The sequence below is a fragment of the Halobaculum sp. P14 genome, assembly GCF_051195155.1.
Taxonomy (GTDB): Archaea; Halobacteriota; Halobacteria; order Halobacteriales; family Haloferacaceae; genus JBNTKA01.
On the sequence record NZ_JBNTKB010000001.1, the window covers coordinates 24,944 to 42,601 of the forward strand.

Annotated in this window: 18 protein-coding genes and 1 tRNA gene; 14 read left to right on the forward strand and 5 right to left on the reverse strand. The window is 68.7% G+C overall.

What is annotated here, in order from left to right; translation table 11 throughout:
- Window positions 1–31: 31 nt before the first annotated feature.
- The 8 genes from ACQUS7_RS00160 to ACQUS7_RS00195 all read left to right on the forward strand — a co-directional run bounded on the left by ACQUS7_RS00160 (window position 32) and on the right by ACQUS7_RS00195 (window position 3,471).
- Window positions 32–649, forward strand: coding sequence for a GNAT family N-acetyltransferase (locus ACQUS7_RS00160; protein ID WP_435129101.1), 618 nt, complete (start codon window positions 32–34; stop codon window positions 647–649).
- Between the two features lie 26 nt (window positions 650–675).
- Window positions 676–749 (forward strand) — tRNA-Thr (locus ACQUS7_RS00165).
- A gap of 59 nt (window positions 750–808) precedes the next feature.
- Window positions 809–1,048, forward strand: coding sequence for a hypothetical protein (locus ACQUS7_RS00170; RefSeq protein WP_435143321.1), 240 nt, complete (start codon window positions 809–811; stop codon window positions 1,046–1,048).
- Between the two features lie 280 nt (window positions 1,049–1,328).
- The gene (locus ACQUS7_RS00175; RefSeq protein WP_435129095.1) at window positions 1,329–1,826 is read left to right on the forward strand and encodes a transcription elongation protein SprT; all 498 of its coding nucleotides are present in this window, start codon (window positions 1,329–1,331) and stop codon (window positions 1,824–1,826) included.
- 86 nt (window positions 1,827–1,912) lie between these two features.
- A complete protein-coding gene (locus ACQUS7_RS00180; RefSeq protein ID WP_435143326.1) occupies window positions 1,913–2,161 on the forward strand; it encodes a hypothetical protein in 249 nt (82 codons plus the stop codon).
- The gene (locus ACQUS7_RS00185; protein ID WP_435143329.1) at window positions 2,158–2,574 is read left to right on the forward strand and encodes a CHY zinc finger protein; all 417 of its coding nucleotides are present in this window, start codon (window positions 2,158–2,160) and stop codon (window positions 2,572–2,574) included. Before ACQUS7_RS00180 ends, ACQUS7_RS00185 begins: the two co-directional genes overlap by 4 nt.
- Window positions 2,575–2,652: 78 nt before the next feature.
- The gene (msrA, locus tag ACQUS7_RS00190; RefSeq protein ID WP_435129086.1) at window positions 2,653–3,210 is read left to right on the forward strand and encodes a peptide-methionine (S)-S-oxide reductase MsrA; all 558 of its coding nucleotides are present in this window, start codon (window positions 2,653–2,655) and stop codon (window positions 3,208–3,210) included.
- A 105-nt stretch (window positions 3,211–3,315) separates the two neighbouring features.
- Entirely contained in the window at window positions 3,316–3,471 is a 156-nt protein-coding gene (locus ACQUS7_RS00195) for a DUF7563 family protein (RefSeq protein WP_435129083.1), read from the forward strand.
- A gap of 84 nt (window positions 3,472–3,555) precedes the next feature.
- Here the strand turns inward: ACQUS7_RS00195 and ACQUS7_RS00200 are convergent, their stop codons facing one another.
- From ACQUS7_RS00200 to ACQUS7_RS00220, 5 genes are all read right to left on the reverse strand, one after another.
- The gene (locus tag ACQUS7_RS00200; protein ID WP_435143334.1) at window positions 3,556–4,686 is read right to left on the reverse strand and encodes an ABC transporter ATP-binding protein; all 1,131 of its coding nucleotides are present in this window, start codon (window positions 4,684–4,686) and stop codon (window positions 3,556–3,558) included.
- A gap of 2 nt (window positions 4,687–4,688) precedes the next feature.
- The gene (locus tag ACQUS7_RS00205) at window positions 4,689–5,600 is read right to left on the reverse strand and encodes a carbohydrate ABC transporter permease (protein ID WP_435129077.1); all 912 of its coding nucleotides are present in this window, start codon (window positions 5,598–5,600) and stop codon (window positions 4,689–4,691) included.
- Entirely contained in the window at window positions 5,597–6,595 is a 999-nt protein-coding gene (locus ACQUS7_RS00210) for a carbohydrate ABC transporter permease (protein WP_435129074.1), read from the reverse strand. Before ACQUS7_RS00210 ends, ACQUS7_RS00205 begins: the two co-directional genes overlap by 4 nt.
- Window positions 6,596–6,617: 22 nt before the next feature.
- Entirely contained in the window at window positions 6,618–7,901 is a 1,284-nt protein-coding gene (locus ACQUS7_RS00215; RefSeq protein WP_435129071.1) for an ABC transporter substrate-binding protein, read from the reverse strand.
- A 221-nt stretch (window positions 7,902–8,122) separates the two neighbouring features.
- Window positions 8,123–10,465, reverse strand: coding sequence for a DEAD/DEAH box helicase (locus ACQUS7_RS00220; RefSeq protein WP_435143339.1), 2,343 nt, complete (start codon window positions 10,463–10,465; stop codon window positions 8,123–8,125).
- A 138-nt stretch (window positions 10,466–10,603) separates the two neighbouring features.
- Here ACQUS7_RS00220 and ACQUS7_RS00225 point away from each other — a divergent pair, with 138 nt between their 5' ends.
- The 6 genes from ACQUS7_RS00225 (at window position 10,604) to ACQUS7_RS00250 (ending at window position 17,657) form a co-directional block, all read left to right on the forward strand.
- Window positions 10,604–11,896 carry a DUF7405 family protein gene (locus ACQUS7_RS00225; protein WP_435129065.1) on the forward strand — a complete coding sequence of 431 codons (1,293 nt, stop codon included), beginning with the start codon at window positions 10,604–10,606 and terminating at the stop codon, window positions 11,894–11,896.
- A gap of 76 nt (window positions 11,897–11,972) precedes the next feature.
- Window positions 11,973–13,091 (forward strand): iron transporter, encoded by a 1,119-nt coding sequence (locus ACQUS7_RS00230; RefSeq protein WP_435143343.1) that lies wholly within the window; start codon window positions 11,973–11,975, stop codon window positions 13,089–13,091.
- A gap of 122 nt (window positions 13,092–13,213) precedes the next feature.
- Complete coding sequence (locus ACQUS7_RS00235) at window positions 13,214–14,335, forward strand: hypothetical protein (RefSeq protein WP_435143346.1); 1,122 nt, start codon at window positions 13,214–13,216, stop codon at window positions 14,333–14,335.
- Window positions 14,336–14,391: 56 nt separating this feature from the next.
- A complete protein-coding gene (locus ACQUS7_RS00240) occupies window positions 14,392–15,417 on the forward strand; it encodes a hypothetical protein (RefSeq protein WP_435143349.1) in 1,026 nt (341 codons plus the stop codon).
- A 6-nt stretch (window positions 15,418–15,423) separates the two neighbouring features.
- Window positions 15,424–16,053, forward strand: a complete 630-nt coding sequence (locus ACQUS7_RS00245; RefSeq protein WP_435143352.1) for a hypothetical protein — start codon at window positions 15,424–15,426, stop codon at window positions 16,051–16,053.
- Complete coding sequence (locus ACQUS7_RS00250; protein WP_435129050.1) at window positions 16,050–17,657, forward strand: ATP-binding protein; 1,608 nt, start codon at window positions 16,050–16,052, stop codon at window positions 17,655–17,657. Before ACQUS7_RS00245 ends, ACQUS7_RS00250 begins: the two co-directional genes overlap by 4 nt.
- Window position 17,658: the final 1 nt, after the last annotated feature.

Sequence of the window (17,658 nt, forward strand, 5' to 3'; positions counted from 1 at the left end):
CCCAACCCTGCGACGCTCCTTCCCGTGAACGATGGACGGAGTCGCGGTCGAACCCGGAAGCGTCGCTGACGCGGACGCGGTCGCCGACCTCTGGGTGGAGTTGGCGCGCGGCCAGCGCGACCACGGGTCGACGCTCACCGCGGCGCCGAACCGGACCGCCGCCCGCGACGACGCCGCGCGCCACGCGGTCACCGGCGGCCTGTTCGTCGCCCGCGCCGCCGAAGCCGACCGCTCGGCCGACACCGAAGCCGACGCCGCCGGCGACGCTGACGCCGAAGGCGGCGGTGACACTGACCGCGACGACGATGCCGACGTCGGCGCCGACGACGTCGACGTCGAGGGAGCGCCGGTCGTCGTCGGGTTCGTCACGTGCGGCCCGGAGTCGGAAGGGTACGACCAGGACGTCGACTGCGGCGTCGTGGAGAACCTCTACGTGCGGCCGGCGTACCGCGGCTCCGGCGTCGGCGCCGAACTGCTCAGCCGCGCCGAGGAGTCGCTCGCCGCGGACGGCGCGGACGTCGTCACCCTCGAAGCGATGGCCGACAACGGCGGCGCGCGCCGGTTCTACGAGCGGCACGGCTACGGCGAACACCGCGTCGAGTACCGGAAACCGGTCGGCACGGAGAGCGCCGAAAACGATACCGATTAAACGGAGGACGAAGAACGATAGCCCGCGCCGGGGGAGCATGGGCGGTGCATGCACTCGACTTGTAATCGAGACTTCGCGGGTTCAAATCCCGCCCCCGGCTTGCGAACCGAGGTTCGGCCCGGCCTCCCGACCCCGGGACGGCCGGAGGTGAGCCGACCCATGGACCACGACCTCGGCAGACACGACGTCGCACAACTGTTCATCAGCGCCGCAATCGTCGCGGTCGGCGTCGGTGCCGCTGCCGTTCTCGAATCGTCCGGCGCGTGGACGCCGCGAGCCGCCGCCGTCACTGCCGCGGTCGTCGTCACCGGCGTCACCATCGGGGCGCTGGTCGTCGTCGACGTCACGAACCGTCGAAGCACCGACGCCGCGAGCGACGACGCCGACGGGAACCCCTGAAGCGACGGCGCTGACGGAGACGACTTCCAACGGGGACGACTCCTGTCGGCGACGGTTCCCTCCGCGCGTCGAGACTGCGGCATGGCGCCGGGGCGCACCGTCCGCAGCGTGGTTCGCCGGAACCGAAACGACGACGGAGGTCGGCCGGGAGCCATCCGGTATCGACTACGACGACGTCGACGACGCGGACGCGCTCGTCGCCTACAGCCGCCGCTACGCCGCCCGTGCGGCCGACGAGTACGGCGTCGACGTCGACTTCGACCGGATTCGGGAGTGGCGAGTGTCTCGTCGCGCGAAGCGGCGCGCGGCGGCCGTGAAGTACCCGCGGCTCCCGGACGCCGAGGTCGGCGTGCCGGCCGACTGGGACCGACTCGCCGACGGCTTCGACACCGACGCGTCCCGGTTCGAGGAGCCGGGCCAGTGCGACGTCGTCCTGACGTGGCGGGCGTTCGAGGCGTTCGACGCCGCCGAGTGGAACCGGACGCTCCGACACGAACTGGTCCACGTCGAACAGGTCCAGCGGTTCGGGACGACCGGCCACGGCGCGGCGTTCCGCCGGCGGTGTGACGACGTCGACGCGACCCGTCACTGCCCGTCGTTCCACCGCGGCCGGTACCTCGTCAGGTGCCGCGGCTGCGGCGACGTCGTCGCGGACCGGTGCCGTCGGTGCCGGACGACCCGGACCGCCGCCCAGTCGGTCGCCGACCAGCGCGGCTCCGTCGCTCCGTCCCCGTGCTGTGGCGCCTACTACCGGCTCGAAGACACCCGGGCGGACTGACCCGACTGTCCGTTCGCGCCGCCACGCGACCGACGGCCGCGCCGCTACCCGAAAACGTCGAGTACCCGGCGCACCGACGGTGCCGTGTGACCGAGACGTACCTCTGTGCGTCCTGCCGCGCCGAGCAGACGCGGCCGTACCAGGTCCGGTACTTCGTCGCCGTCTGCCCGGAGTGCGGCGAGCACGCCCGGTTCGTGCACGCCGACCTCGTCGACGCCGCCGAGCAGCTCCCGGCGGCCGACCGGCCGGACGACTGGGCGGACCGCAGCCTCGACGAGCGGGTCCTCTACGCGCTCGAGGAGGGCGCGATCAGCGCCACGTCGGTGCTCCGATGACCGACGCCGACCCCGATTCAGGTGTCGAGCGCGCGGAGTCGGCGTCGCCGCTCTCGGAAGTGGTCGTCGACGGCGCGGTCGTCCGCGGCGTCGACGTGGGCTCGGAGACTCGCTGTGCGCACTGGGACGGCGCCTCCGACGTCGTCGCCATCAAGTTCGCGTGCTGTGAGACGTACTACCCGTGTTACAGGTGTCACGACGCGGCCGCCGGCGGCGACGCCGACGCGGCCGGGCACGAGACCGAACGGTGGCCCGCCGACCGGTTCGACGAACCGGCGGTGCTCTGTGGCGCCTGCGGAACGGAGCTCACGGTTCAGACCTACGTCGACGCCGACGACGCCTGCCCGAACTGCGCGGCGGCGTTCAATCCGGGCTGCGCCGCCCACTACGACCGCTACTTCGCCGTCGACTGACGACGATCGAGCGGGCCGGCGGGGAAGCGGTCTGCCGTCGGCGCGACGCTTATCCGGCCGCCGCCCGACCGTACACCCATGAGCGAATACGAGCGAGCGACGTTCGGCGGCGGCTGCTTCTGGTGTGTCGAGTCGGCGTTCAAACAGCTCCGCGGCGTCGAGTCGGTGACGTCCGGCTACGCCGGCGGCGACGCCGAAGCGCCGACGTACGAGGAGGTGTGCAGCGGGTCGACCGGGCACGCCGAGGTCGTTCAGGTCGAGTACGACCCCGACGAGATCGCGTACCCGGAGCTGCTCCGCGTGTTCTTCACGGTCCACGACCCGACGACGCTGAACCGGCAGGGGCCGGACGTCGGCAGCCAGTACCGCAGCATCGTCCTCTACCACGACGAGGACCAGCGCGCCACCGTCGAGGAGTTCGTCGACGAACTCGACGCCGAAGACGTCTACGACGACGACATCGTGACGGAGGTCGAGCCGCTGGAGACGTTCTACGAGGCGGAGGAGTACCACCAGGACTACTACGAGAAGAACCCGGCGGACCAGTACTGCCAGTTCAATGCCGACCCGAAGATTCGGAAGGTCCGCGAACAGTTCGCCGACAAGGTGCGCACCGACACCGCTGAGGCGAACTGAGGTCTCCGCGGCGACGACGTCCGCCGGAGCGAGACGCCGTCCACGTCGCCCCGAACGCCGAACAGGCCACAAAACCTAAACGAATTTTCGTCGTTACAGTGACGTATGGCCGAGTGTCAGAACTGCGGGGCCTTCGTCACCGAGGAGTACGTGAAGGTGTTCGCGCCGGAGAGCATGTCCGACCCGCGGGTGTGCCCGCAGTGTACGGACAAGGTCCGGGACGGAGCGGACGTCCGCGAAGCGCGCAGCAAGCGGACCTGAGCCCCGCCGGACGCGTCGCTGCTTGCGTCGTGAATCGGAGAACCGGCGGCAGAACGGAACCGACCGGGGGCGGACCGCCGGCCGTTAAACGTTCGGTTCGGTGAGTTCGAGCGACCGGTTCTTCAGCGCCTCGCCGGTCGTCGTGTCGAACAGGTGGATGGCTTCCTCTGGGAAGCGCACCGTGACTTCCTCGCCGGCTTCGACCTGTTTCATGCCGCCGACGGTGGCGACGAACGTGTCTTCGGTGTCCGCGGAGAAGCCGAGGTACACCGAGTTCTCGTTCCCCATCGGCTCGACGACGTCGATGGTCGCGGCGAAGTCGTGGTCGCCTTCGGCGTCGCCGACAAGCTCGATGTCCTCCGGCCGGATGCCGAGCGTGACGCTCGCGGCGCCGCCGAGCGTCTCTTTCGTGTCGGGCGAGAGCGCGTAGGTGAAGTCGTCGCCGACGAGTTCGTCGCCGTCGACATCGAGTTCGAAGAAGTTCATCGACGGCTCTCCGATGAAGCCCGCGACGAACTTGTTCGCCGGTTCGTGGTAGCACTCCAGCGGCGTGCCGACCTGCTGGAGTTCGCCGTCGTTCAGTACGGCGATGCGGTCACCCATCGTCATCGCCTCGGTCTGGTCGTGGGTGACGTACATCGTCGTCGTGTCCAGGTCCTCCTGGAGCCGCTGGAGTTCCGTCCGCATCTCCGAGCGGAGCTTCGCGTCGAGGTTCGACAGCGGCTCGTCCATCAGGAACACTTCGGGTTCGCGGACGATGGCGCGGCCGAGCGCGACGCGCTGCTGCTGGCCGCCCGACAGTTCGCCGGGCTTCCGTTCGAGCAGCTCCGGGATGCCGAGGAGTTCGCCGGCGCGCGTGACGCGGTCGTCGATGTCGTCCTGCGTCATGTCTGTCGACTCCTCCAGCCCGAACGACATGTTCTGCCGGACGGACATGTGCGGATACAGCGCGTACGACTGGAACACCATCGCGATGTCGCGCTCCTGGGGGCGCTGTTTCGTGATGGTCTTCCCGCCGAGGTGGATGTCGCCGGACGTCACGGTTTCGAGGCCGGCGACCATGCGGAGCGTCGTCGATTTCCCGCAGCCCGACGGGCCGACGAGCACGAGGAACTCGCCGTCCTCGATTTCGATGGTCACGTCGTCGACTGCGATGATGTCTGTACCGTCGTCGTCGAATACCTTTGTCAGGTGGTCGAGTTCAAGTTGTGCCATGGTTAGGTAGCTACCCCCTCAGCGAACTCCTCGCCGAACATGATGTACACCACGAGCGTCGGCAGGGCGGCGACGAACGCGCCGGCCATCCGCAGGCCGAAGTCGAGCCCCTGCAGCGACGCGCCCAGCCCGGCCAGTGACAGCGTCACGGGCGCCGCGGTGCTGGAGCTGGTCGCGACGATGACGAGCGCGAACAGCAGGTCGTTCCAGATCTGCGTGAACTGGTAGATGAGTACGACCGCGAACATCGGCGTCGACAGGGGGAAGACGATGCGCCGGTAGACGCGGCGGATGGTGGCGCCGTCGAGCCGCGCCGCCTCCATCATCTCGTCGCTCATCGACCGGTAGTACGACCGGAACAGCACCGTGCAGATCGGGATGCCGTACGCGATGTGCGTCACCATGAGCTCGATGAGGTCCGCGTACTCGGAGCTGACGCCGGTGGTCGCCCACACGAAACTCAGCAGCTCCGCGACGTTCACGATGGAGTACAGCCGCGAGAGCGGCACCAGCACCGCCTGGTACGGGATGAAGACGCCGGCGACGAACAGCACCAGCACTGGAATCTGGTACTTCCAGTCGACGAGCGTCAGGCCGTAGGCGGCGAAGCTCCCGAGCAGCGCCGAGAACACCGTCGCCGGGACGGCGAACAGCAGGCTGTTGAAGATGCCTTTCAGCAGGATGTCGAAGGCGGTCACGTAGTTGCTCAGCGAGAATCCGTCTCCGAGCGGTGGCAGGTACGGCGCCGTGTTCGTGACCGCCGCGTCCGTCTTGAACGACGTGACGAGTCCGGACTCGATGGGCGTCAAGAAGAACACCATGAACAGCCCGATGGCGGCGTACAGCATGACGCGGCCGGCGTCGAGGCTGTCGAGGACGGAGTCGGTGGTCGTCTCGGATGTGTCTGTGCTCATAGGTTGTCGTGTTTGTACTGGTAGGTGAGGTACGGGCCGATGATGGCCAGCGCCATCACGAACAGGATGACCGCGATGGCGGCGCCGTACGCCCAGTTCGTGTTCTGATACGCTTCACGGACCATCTTCGTCGCGAGGATGTCCGCGCCGTTCGGCGGCCGGTACCCGCCGACGAGCGAGTACAGGAAGTCGAACGCTTTCAGCGCGAACACCATCAGGACGACCGCGGCGCTGATGGTCGCGCCGCGCAGCTGCGGGATGATGACGCGCCAGTACATCCGCGCCGTCGACGCGCCGTCGACCTGCGCCGCCTCGAAGTGCGAGTCCGGGATGGCGCGGAGCGCAGCGAGATACACCACCATGGCGTAGCCGCTGAACTGCCAGACGAGCGCGAAGATGACCGCACCGAGAACGAGCTTCGGGTTCCCGATGAAGTTGTACGGCCCGAGGTTCACCAGCCCGAGCAGCCGGTTCACGATGCCGTTGTTGTAGTCGTACATCCACAGCCAGAACTGGGCCGTGACGACGAACGACAGGCTCATCGGGAGCAGGTAGACGGTCCGGACGACGTTCTCGTTGCGGATGCCGCGGTCGATGAGTATCGCGAGGAACATGCCGAGCGCGAGCGAGATGAGCGTGAACCCGAGCAGCAGGACGAACGTGTTGACGGCGGCCTGCTGAACCGTCGGGTCCGCGAACGCCCGCGTGTACATCTCGAAGTCGAGCTGGCTGTAGTCGGCGCTGCCGAACCCCTGGTAGTCCGTCAGCGAGATGAGGATGTTCCAGCCGATTGCGCCGTATACGAAAAAGCCCATCAGGAGGAAGGGCGGCAGCCAGAACGGCGCGGACTCGACGACGTCTTCGCCGAACCGGTCTTCGATTCTGGCGCGGACCCCTCGCTCCGCTGCGGCCGTTCCGCCGTCGGTCATGGCGCGTCGACCGTCGGTGAACCAGCCGGTGAGCGTTCTCTTCAGGCGTACGAAAAATTCGTGCATGGTGGGTGTGCCTGTCGTGTCCTCAGCCCTGGATGGTGGAGACGAACTTCTCGGTCGCGGCGTCGACGTTGTACGGCCCCGAGAACTCGTTGGAGATGACGCCCTTCAGGCTCGTGAGCTTCTCCGGCACGACCGCGAGGCCGTGTGCGAGCGTCGGCGGCTTCTCCTCGGCGTTCTGGAAGTCGTTCATCGTCTCCTTCAGGTACGGACCGAAGGCGTCCATCGACACGTCGGTCCGCGTCGGGATGGAGCCCTTGTACTGGTTGAACGCGACCTGGGCCTTCTTCGAGCCGACGAACCCTTCCCACGTCTTCGCCTTCTGCGGGGTCGGGTTGTTGCCGGGGTAGATGAACGAGTCGATGTGGAGCGTGTAGAGGTTCTCCGTGCCCGGGAACGTCTTGAAGCCCCAGTCCTCGTTGTAGTTGAAGTTCTCCTTGTTCCGGAAGGCGCCGGCCGCCCAGTTGCCCTGGTGGATGAACGCCGCCTCGCCGTTCATGATCTTGGCGTTCGACCCGGTGAGGCCGATTGAGGAGGCGTCCTCGCTGATGTAGTTCTGCAGGATGGTCTTCGTGGTCTTGAACGCCTCGCGGACGGCGGACTTGCCGCCCTCGCCGTTCACGACCTTCATGTAGGTGTCGTAGCCGCCGGTGGACAGCAGCACCGCGGCGACGAGCTGTAGCGTCGTCCACGGCGCCTTCATCGCGTGCGACATCGGCACCTTGTCCGTGTTCTGTTTCACCTTCTCGAGCGCGTCGATGAGCTTCGACGCGGAGGTGAGGTCGTCGGGGTTGACGCCGGCTTCCTCGACGACCGCGGAGTTGTAGAACAGGCAGTTGAGTCGGTGCGAGCCGATGGGGACTGCGCGGTACTCGCCGTTGTACTTGCACAGCTGGGCGGCCTCCTCGACGTGCGCGTCGAGCAGTCCGTCCTCCCAGACGCCCGTGATGTTGCCGAGGACGCCCTCGTACTTCACGAGGTTCTTGCCGGGCCAGCCGGCGAACGAACTCGGCGGGTTGTTGTTCGACAGGCGGTTGGAGACGACCGTGTTCAGGTTCGTGTTCCCGCCGCCGCCGATGGGCTTGAACTCGAGCGTGATGTCGCCGTGCGCCTCCTTCCACGCTTTCTGGAGGGCCTCGGCGGCTTTCGCGCCGTCGCCGCCCGTCCAGCCGTGAAGCACTTCGAGGGGTTGGTCGGAACTGCCGCCGCCGTTACCGCCGAGACAGCCGGCGAAGCCGGTCAGTCCTGCGGCACCGGCGCCCGCTGCGCCTTTGATGTACGTGCGTCGTGAAAGTCCTGTATCCTTCATGTTCGACCCTCCGTGTCAGAGGTCAACGCCCTTTTTCGAGAGCCGATACTTAACGCTTTCCGAAATTAACTCTGGCGTGAGTGAATCTGTAGTCGCCGATGTCGGCTGCGCCGCTGCTATCGGCCCTCCCCCGCGCGCGCCCGTCCAGATTGTTAGTCTCGATTTCAAATAGTCCTGTCGCTCCCTCACCCACCTCTCCGACAACCGCTGGTCCACAGCGGCTAGGCGCCCAGATTCGTTCCGCTCAGCGCCGTCAGTAGGTCGACCGCTTCGGGCTTCGACAGCGGGTCGTTCGCGTTCCCGCAGTGCGGCGACTGGACGCACGCCGGGCAGCCGCCCTCGCAGCCGCAGCCGTCGATCATCCGGGCGGTCCGCGCCATCAGCCGCTCCGCGTCGTCGAACGCCGCGCGGGTGAGGCCGACGCCGCCCGGGTAGCCGTCGTAGATGAACACGGTCGACTGGCCCGTGTACGGGTGGTGCGGCGTCGACACGCCGCCGACGTCGCCGCGGTCGCACAGCAGCGACAGCGGCAGCAGCGAAATCATGCCGTGCTCGGCGGCGTGGATGCCGCCGTTGAAGCCGTACTCGCCGCCGCGTTCGCGCATCGACGCCTCGACGTCCGCCGGCACCGTGTAGTACAGTGCCTTCGTCCGCAGTTCGGTCTCCGGCAGGTCCACCTGTTGCGTCCCGATGGTCTCGCCGGTCCGGCCGTCCTTCCGCTCGAACCCGGTTATCTGTTCGGTCACCGTGACGTCCGCGAACCGGACCGGCGTGTCCGGCCTGGCGGCGAGCGGCTGCTCGCGGACGTCCTCGTTCACGGTGACGTCCTTTTCGGTGAGGACGCGCGTGTAGTAGTCGGCCCACGTCGGCTGAAGTTCGGCGACGTCGCGGTCCAGGTCGAGGTCGGTCACCTCGTACGTCTGCCCCTGGTGGTGGTAAATCGCGCCGGGGTGTGCGTCCCGGAGCGCGTCCGACAGCGACAGCGACGCGATGCGGTCGTTGGTACGGGCGTCGCGGAGGTTCACCTCGCGGTCGTCGATGGTGCGGAGGCTCATCGAGTGCTGCGGGCTGCCGTCGCCGTCGTGCGTCCACCGGACGCCGTCGGCGGTGTCGCGGCGTTCGAGCACGCCGTCGGATTCGAGGTCGTCGACGACCGACGGGAACGTCTCGCCGAAGTGCCGCGCGTCGTCGCGCGAGAGCCAGTTCTCCGCGGCCGCGCTGGCGACGTGGCCGGGGAGCAGTTCGGCGTTCTCCGGGTCGCTCATGGCGCGCTCGGGGTCGCCGCCGAAGAAGTCGTCCGGGTTCGACAGCAGGTACTGGTCGAGCTGGTCTTCGCCGCCGACCATGACGACGAGCGCGGGGTCGTCGCCGCGGCCGGCGCGGCCGGCCTGCTGGAACGCCGACATCCGGGTGCCGGGGTAGCCGTCGAGGATGACGGCGTCGAGGCCGCCGACGTCGACGCCGAGTTCGAGCGCGTTCGTCGACCAGACGCCGCAGGTGTCGCCGCTGTGCAGCCCGGCCTCGATTTCGCGGCGCTTCTCGTCGGTCAGCGCCGCCTGGTACGCCTCGACGCCGGCGGCGAGGTCGTGTTCGCCGCGGTCGCGGAGCTCTGACGCGGAGTCCGTGGCGTACCGCTCTGCGGTCTGGCGCGCCCGAGTGAACACGAGCGTCTGGTAGCCGCGCTCCACGAGGTCGCAGAACAGCCGCTTCGTCTCGGTGTGACTCGACCGGCGCCGCCCGGACTGCTGATCCGCTGTCCGCCCGGTGTACTCGGGCGGATTCCACAGCAGCCAGTGTCGCGGCCCGCGCGCCGACGCGTCCTCGTCGACGAGCCGGAACCCGGATTCGGGCTGGCCGGTGATGCGGGCGGCGTGCTCGACCGGGTTCCCGATGGTCGCCGAACAGCAGACGAACTGCGGGTCGGCGCCGTACCGCTCACAGAGCCGGTTTAGCCGCCGCAGCACCATCGCGACGTGGCTGCCGAAGACGCCGCGGTAGCTGTGCACCTCGTCGACGACGACGAGTTCGACCGACGAGAAGAACCACTCCCACTGCTTGTACGCCCACGGGAGCAGCGCGTAGTGCAGCATGTCCGGGTTCGACAGCAGCACCGTCGGCCGCGCGTCCCGGACGTCGCGCTTCTCCGCGTCCGAGAGCCTGCCCGTGTACTGGTCGACGGAGACCCGCGAGCCGAAGCCGAGCGCGCGCGCCAGGTCGGTCAGCGTCTCCTGCTGGTCGGCGATGAGCGCGTTCTGCGGCGCGAGATACAGCGTCCGGCCGCCGTGGTCCATCGCGTTCTCGAACGCCGGCACCGTGTACGCCAGCGACTTCCCGCTCGCCGTCCGGGTCGCCAACACGGCGTCGTCGCCGCCGCGGACCGCCTCCACCGCCTCCGCTTGATGCCGGTACAGCCGGTCGACGCCGTCCGATTCGAGCGCGTCGGCGAGCCGCGGTTCCAGGTCGACGTCTGCGAACTCCGGGTCGCGGCCGGACAGGACGCGGTGGTCCGCGATCTGCCCCTCGTAGTACGGCCGCGACCGGAGCCACTCCACCGTCTCGTCCACGGATTCCCTTGCGGGGAGCCGGCGCTTACCGGTTCCGGTCGCGGAGCCGCACGGCGCCGCACGGCGCAGCCCGGACTCACGTGCGGCGGGGGGCCGCGAACCGACACCGCCTTTCCCGGCCAGTCCAAACGACCGCCGATGAGTTCGCTCGACGCCTCGCTGCCGCGGCGCGCGTTCGTGAAGCGCGCGGTCGCCGTCGGCGGCGCGGCGGCACTGTCCGCGTGTCTCGACCGCGTCGGCGACGACCCCGTTCCGACCGGCGACGGCGCGGCGGCGCACCCGGACCGACAGCACGCCTGGAACGACTACGTCCGCACCGACGACGCCGGCAACCACCTCCTCCCGAAACACCAGGTGCTGCTGTACTGCTCGCTGCCGCACGACGGGCCGCCCTCCGCCGACGAACGCGGCGTCGTTTCGGCGGCGCTCGACGCGCTGGACGACGCGTACGCGTGGAGCCACGACGCGCTGCTGCACTCGGCCGCATATTCGCCGGCGTACTTCGACCGGTTCGAGGCGTCGCTGCCGCCGTCCGTGGACCTGCCGAAGCCGGCGCGGCTCTCCGGGTTCGAAGAACCCGAGTTCGACACGCAGGACCTCCTGGTTCACCTGGCGTCCGACCGCGCCGACGTCGTCCTGGAGGCGGACGCTGCGCTCCGCGGAGAGCGGGACGTCGCGAACGGCGTCGACGTCCCTGCGCCGCTCACCGACGCCGTCTCGGTGGAGTCGCGCAGAACCGGGTTCGTCGGCGCCGGCTTGCCGCACAAGCGCGCGGACGGACTCGAAGGGGTCCCGGAGCCGAACCCGGTTCCGAAGCGGTCGCCGCTGTTCATGGGGTTCGTCGCCGGCTTCCGGAAGAACCAGGCGACCGAGGACTACGTGACGCTCCCCGACGGCCCGTTCGCCGACGGCACGACGAAGGTGGTCGCGAACTGGCGCCAACGCCTCGCCGACTGGTACGGCGAACAGGACCACCGAGAGCGCGTCATGGAGATGTTCTCGCCCGGCCACGCCGCGAACGACCTCGTGGAGGGCGTCGGCGCGAACCTCGGCGACTCCTCCGGTGTCGACCGGTTCGTCGACGACACGGTCGCTCAGGCGAAGGAGTACGGACGGGTCGGTCACGCCCAGAAGGCCGCGCGGGCGAACCGCGACGCCGACGGCGACGTGCGGCTGCTCCGCCGACACTTCGAGTCGACCGACAGCGACGTCGCAAGCCTCCACTTCCCGTCGCTGCAGCGCCGCGTCACGGCGTTCGAGGAGGTGCGCCGCGCCATGAACGGCGCCGACCTGACCGACGTGACGCCGGCCGTCCGCCAACGCGTCAACAACGGCATCCTGGAGTACATCTTCGTCCGCCGACGCGGCTACTTCCTCGTTCCACCGCGGTCGCTGCGCGCGCTCCCGACGCCGGACGGTGAGACGGAATGACCGGGTTCGCGCGTCCAGGCGGACAGCGAGAGCCGAAACCGGAACGGGCTTTCACTCCGGGGGCGAAGGTGCGCCGATGAAGCGACGCAGTTTCCTTCGCACCGGCGCCGCGACCGGACTGGCGGGGGCCGCCGCGGGCTGTCTCGGATTCAGACTCCGGGAGACGGGCGGTGCCGGCGTCCCGCCGGTGCCGTCTGACCGGCCGGACGGCGTCTACGTCCCGGGGCACGTCGAGGGGATGAAGGTCGTCGGCACCCGGACCGTCGGCGACTACTCGGTCGCGCTGCTGTACTCGTACGCCCACCGCTTCTGGAACGTCAACGGCGCCGCCGTCGAACGGACGTCCATCGGGTCGGACGACGACCTCCACCTGATGGCGGTCGTCTGGGACGCCGAGACCGGGCAGGTGCTTCCCGAAACCGGCCTGTCGGTCGAGGTGACGCAGGACGGCGACCTGGTGACCCAGGAGGTCATCTACCCGATGCTGTCCCAACCGATGGGGTTCCACTACGGCGCGAACTTCTCGCTGAACGGCGACGGCGCGTACACGGCGACGCTCTCGGTCGGCGCCGTCTCGACGCGCCGAACCGGCGCGTTCGCGGACCGGCTCGACGAACCCGCGGACATCGACGTGGAGTTCGACTACAGCGCCGCCGCGAAAGAGGAGATTCCGTTCCGGACGCTCGAACGCGGCGGCGAACCGGGCGCCGTCGACCCGATGACCCACGAGGCGCTCCCGGATTCGCGTGCGCCGGCGCGGGACGCGCTCCCCGGAACCGTCGTCGGGGCGGCGTCGAGCAACGACGCCGTGCTGGTCGCGACGGTGCTGGAATCACCGCCGAGCGGCGTCGACGCCGGGGGCGACGGCGCCGGCGAGGGGTCGGCGTATCTCGCGGTTTCCGCGCGGACGCCGTACAACCGGATGCTCGTCCCGGCGATGGCGCTGGAGGCGACGCTGACCCGCGGCGGCGACGAAGTGTTCGCCGGCGAGCTGACGCGGACGCTCGACCCGTCGCTGTCGTACCACTACGGCGCCGTCGTCGACGCAGCGGTCGCGGACGGCGACGAACTGACGCTGACGCCGACCGTGTGGCCGCAGACGGCCCGCCACGAGGGGTACGAAACCGCCTTCGGCGGCCTCGCCGGCGGGATGCCGCCGGTGACGATTCCGGTGTCCCGTGACGGGTCGGCGTGACGGGAGCGCCGCGCGGCGACCCGCACACCGATTCTTTCCGGCGAACGCCGCCTAAATGAGGCGGTCGGGACACGGCAGCGTGGGGTAAAGTTTAGTATAGTTACGATTCGTTTACCGTATCGATGCCGCTCCGCCCTGTCGACCGGGACGTCTTAGAGGACATCTCTCAGGATATCGCTCAGGACAACTACGGCTTCCTGTACGTCGACCGCGTCCGGGACCAGCTCAAAGACCAGTACGAGTCGCGCGAGAAGAGCAAGCTGAAAGCGCCGACGCTGTCGACCTCGGAGACGAAGGAGGCGCTCCGAGAGATGGCGGAGGACGAAAACTACAGCATCGAACGCATCCGGTCGGGCGTCTTCTACTGGGACCCGTTCGGCACCGGCACCCGAACCGGAATCACGGAGCGCCTGAAGGGCGTGTTCCGGAACCAGATGGTGGTGACGACAGAGGACCTCCGGAAGGCGTTCGACCTCGCGCACGAGGACGCGGAGTTCTTCGCGAACGGGCTGCGGCGGCAGGACCTCGTGATGCGAATCGCGGCCGGGAGCCGCGAGTACTACTCGGTCGGCCGGCGGCTGAAAGAGGAGACCGGCGAGGACGACCTGGAGGGGAAGCTGAAGCGTCGGAGCGTCCACGGAAAGATTTCGCACGACCAGCTCGAGGAGGCGATTTCGGTCGCGGCCACCTCCGACGTCATCGGCTACCTGCAGGGAGAGGGGCTCATCATCGACATGGACGGCGAGTACCTCGTCCGCGCCGCGCTCGACGAGTTCGGGAAGCAGACCGCCGCTGACCTCGCCGACGACGTCGTCTCCGCGTTCGAGGACGCCGGCCACGTGATGCCGCTCCGGGAGTACGAGACGCTGCTCGAATCCGAGATCGACGTCCGGTCGAACGTGCTCGCGCACGTCCGGTCGAGCGGGGCCGACCTCTCGCAGGACGACGTCATCTCGGCGGTCCGCGAGGAGTTCGCGACCGACGACGAGCCGACCATCGAGGTGCTGGACTCGCGGAACCTGGCGGTGCACCGCGAGCCGCTGGAGGCGCAGGTGGAGTCGCACGCGACGGAGCTCACCCGTCCGGTGCTGCGGGACACGACGGCCGCGACGGCGGACTCGCTGAAATCGGAGATTCGCGACGACATCGAAGAGCTCCACGTCACGACGAGCGACGAGGGGAACGCGTACGTCCGCAAGCAGATACGCGAGCGCGCGGAGGAGCTCATCGACGAGGAGTACTGACCCGACCGAACTGACTCGAACCCGAACACACGGACCCAACCCATCTGACTTTCACAATGCAGCGATACACCGAATTCGACGAGGACGAAGAGAACGGAACTGTCGTCGCCCGGTCGCAGGACCCGACCACATCGGCGGTCAGGTTCGAACTGGGGTTCGCCGAGTGGTCCGAAGACAGCGGGAACTGGGAGGAGCTCCTCCAGTACCTGCTCGAGGACATGCTCGGCGACGAACTGTCCATCGACGAGGACGGCAACGCCGTGATGGACGTCGAGCAGGCCGCGGCGGCGCTCGCGGACAGCCCGCACGCCACCGACGAGCAGTCCGCCCGCGCCGTCATCGACTACCTCGCAGACCGCGACATCATCACCGTCGACGGCTCCGAACTGACGGTGCTGCGGCCGCCGCACACCTACGACGAGTCCGAGATGGACCGGGCGGTGAAGATGTACAGCAACTGGGCGGCCGCTTTCGACACGCTCACCGACCGCATCAACACGGCGGTCGACCGCGTGAAGGACGCACAGGAGCGGCTGGAGTCGCGGTCGGAGGAGACGACTGACGTCACGGAGCACCTGAACGACCTGCGGGCGAAGCGGGAGGAGTACCAACAGGAGATGCTGAGCATCGCCGGAGACCGCGACGTCGACGACCTGGACGAGGACGAGCTCCGGCGGTTCAACCACGCCCGCGAGCAGTACTACCACTACGACAACCTCATCGAGCAGGCCGAAACCGACGAGGAGACGATTCCGGACCCGAACCCCGAGCAGATGGACCTCGGCGAGGTCATCGAGCAGCTCGAATCGACCGAGCAGTCGTTCAAGATTCAAAAGCAGAAGCTGCGAGACCGCATCCGGACCCAGCAGCTGTGGCCGACGGAGGCCGTGAACGCCTCCGAGCAGTTCACGAACGTCCTGTCCGTGATGGGGAACGTCGTCCCGAAGAAAGAGCGGATGGAGCAGGAGAGCGGCCAGGACGTCCTCGACGAGATCCGCGGCAGCTCCGAGCAGGCGAAGGAGCTGAGCGAGTCGACGCAGGCGCTCGAACAGGACGACCAGGACATCATCACCGAGTCGTAGCCACAGATGGATGCGACGTCGTGGCTCGGCTACGTGCGGACGTTCGACGCCGCGGCCGAGCGCGCGCTCGATTGGACGGAGATGCCGGAGCCGGCGGCGCTGTGGAGCGAGGTGCTGTCGCTCGACGCGGCGCTCCGGGAGTTCGGCGAAACCGTCGACGCGGCGCTGCCGCTGCCGACGCCGACAGAGACGCCGGAGTCGGGCGTCGACGCCGCGGTGCAGGACGTGCTCGCGGCTCTCCGGTCGGCGGAGTCGCCGCCGGCGGAGTCGGTGGAGACGGCGGCTGACGCCGACCGGCTCAGCCGGCACGGCGACGGCGTCACGGTGCCGCTGCCGACCCGCGGCGCGGGCGTCGCGAACTGGTACGTCGTCGTCCCGTTCGTCGGCGAGGCGTTCGACGGCGCGGCGGCGCGCTACGACCGCGTCGCGGGGCGGCTCGGACTCGTCGACTGCGACTCGTCCGCCGCGGCGTACCGCGACGTCGCCGACGCGCTGCGCGACAGCGCCCGCGTTCTGCGGTTCACGGCCGCCCGGGCGCTGTGGCTGAATCCGCCGGACGACCTCGTCGACGCGGAGTACGAGCAGATACGGGCGTTCGCGACCCGAACCATCGACGCTTACAACCCACACGCATGACTTCGCTCAATCTCACCCCGATTACGAAGGACGACCAGCCGACGTCGCACGTCACGGTCGGCCGCAGCAAAGTCGGCCCCGGCGCGGACGTCGTCAGGGTGCGGCACGCCGGCCGCGAGGCCTTCTTCCGCGTCCGCACCGAGGACGACGGCTTCGCCAGCACCATCAAGAACAAGGTGTACCTGAACAGCAACGTCGCGCGGCTGTTCGGCGGCATCGACCGCACCAGCGACTTCTACGTCGACGCCGACGTCTCGCTCGGCGCGGTGCGGAGCTGCAAGCGCGCGGAGCTGTACGCGGAGAACGCGAACGAGGAAGCGCTCGCCGACGCGCTCCGGTCGAACCAGTACCTGCTCCACCCCATCCGGGAGGTCGCCGAGTTCGGCGACGAGCAGGTGGAGTTCACGGTCGACACGCTGGAACCGGCGGCGACGACGCTCCGCGTCGACGACGACACCGAACTGGAGTTCCTCGACGAGCCGCCGGCTGCCTCGCTGGACGAGCCGCCGACCGGCACAGGCGGCGGTGACGGCGCGTCCTCCGGCGGCCCCGGTGGTCCGGGCGGTCGAGGCGGCCCCGGCGGAGGCGGCGGCCGCGGCGCCGAGGAGGACGCGACCATCGACATCACGCCGACGAACCCGCAGGTGAACTTCGAGGAGGACGTCGCGGGGCTCGAGGAGGTGAAGCGGACCGCGGAGATGGTGCTGTCGCTGTTCGAGCCGGACGTCCGCGACGAGGTGGTGTCGCGGTACGGCGAGGAGTTCGCCGACCGCGGCGGCGGCATGCTGCTGTACGGGCCGCCGGGCTGCGGGAAGACGCTGGTGTCTGAAGCCATCGCCTACGAGGCGAAGTACAACTCGACCATCGAGGACAGCTACGGCGAGGTCGTCTTCCTGCAGGTGCGCGGCAGCGACGTCGTCTCGAAGTACGCCGGCGAGTCCGAGAAGAACGTCCGCGCCGCCTTCGAGCAGGCGCACGAGGCGGCCGGCGACGGCTTCGCGGTCCTGTTTTTCGACGAGGTGGAGACGCTGATTCCGGACCGGAGCGACGACAACCTCCAGCGGCACGAGCGCGCGCTGACGAACGCGTTCCTCCAGGAGATGAACGACGTCGAGGACAACCTGCTCGTCATCGGCGCGACCAACATGCCGTTCAGCATCGACCCGGCGGCGACGCGGCGCTTCCCGATTCAGCAGTTCATCCCGCAGCCGGACGAGGACGTGATGGCGCAGGTGTGGGAGAAGTCGCTCGGCCGCATCGCGGAGAACGGCGACGTCGACGTGGAGCGGCTCGGCGAGGCGTCTGTCGGCTACACGCCCGCCGAAATCGCGGACCGCGTGCTCGGCTCCGAACTCCAGCGCGAACTCGTCGAGAGCGTCATCGACCCGGACGAGGAGGCCATTACGCCGAACACGGAGTACCTGCTGTCGAAGCTCGACGACATGGAGCCGAAGACGGTTCGGCAGTACGTCTCGTCGGTGATGAAGCAGGCGTCCGAACTGGAGGGGTACCCGGAGATGAAAGCGTACATCGAACAGCAGGCCCAGGAGATCGCGGCGGCGAACGCGCCAGGGCCGGGCGAGGCGGACGCGGGGGTCGAGTGAC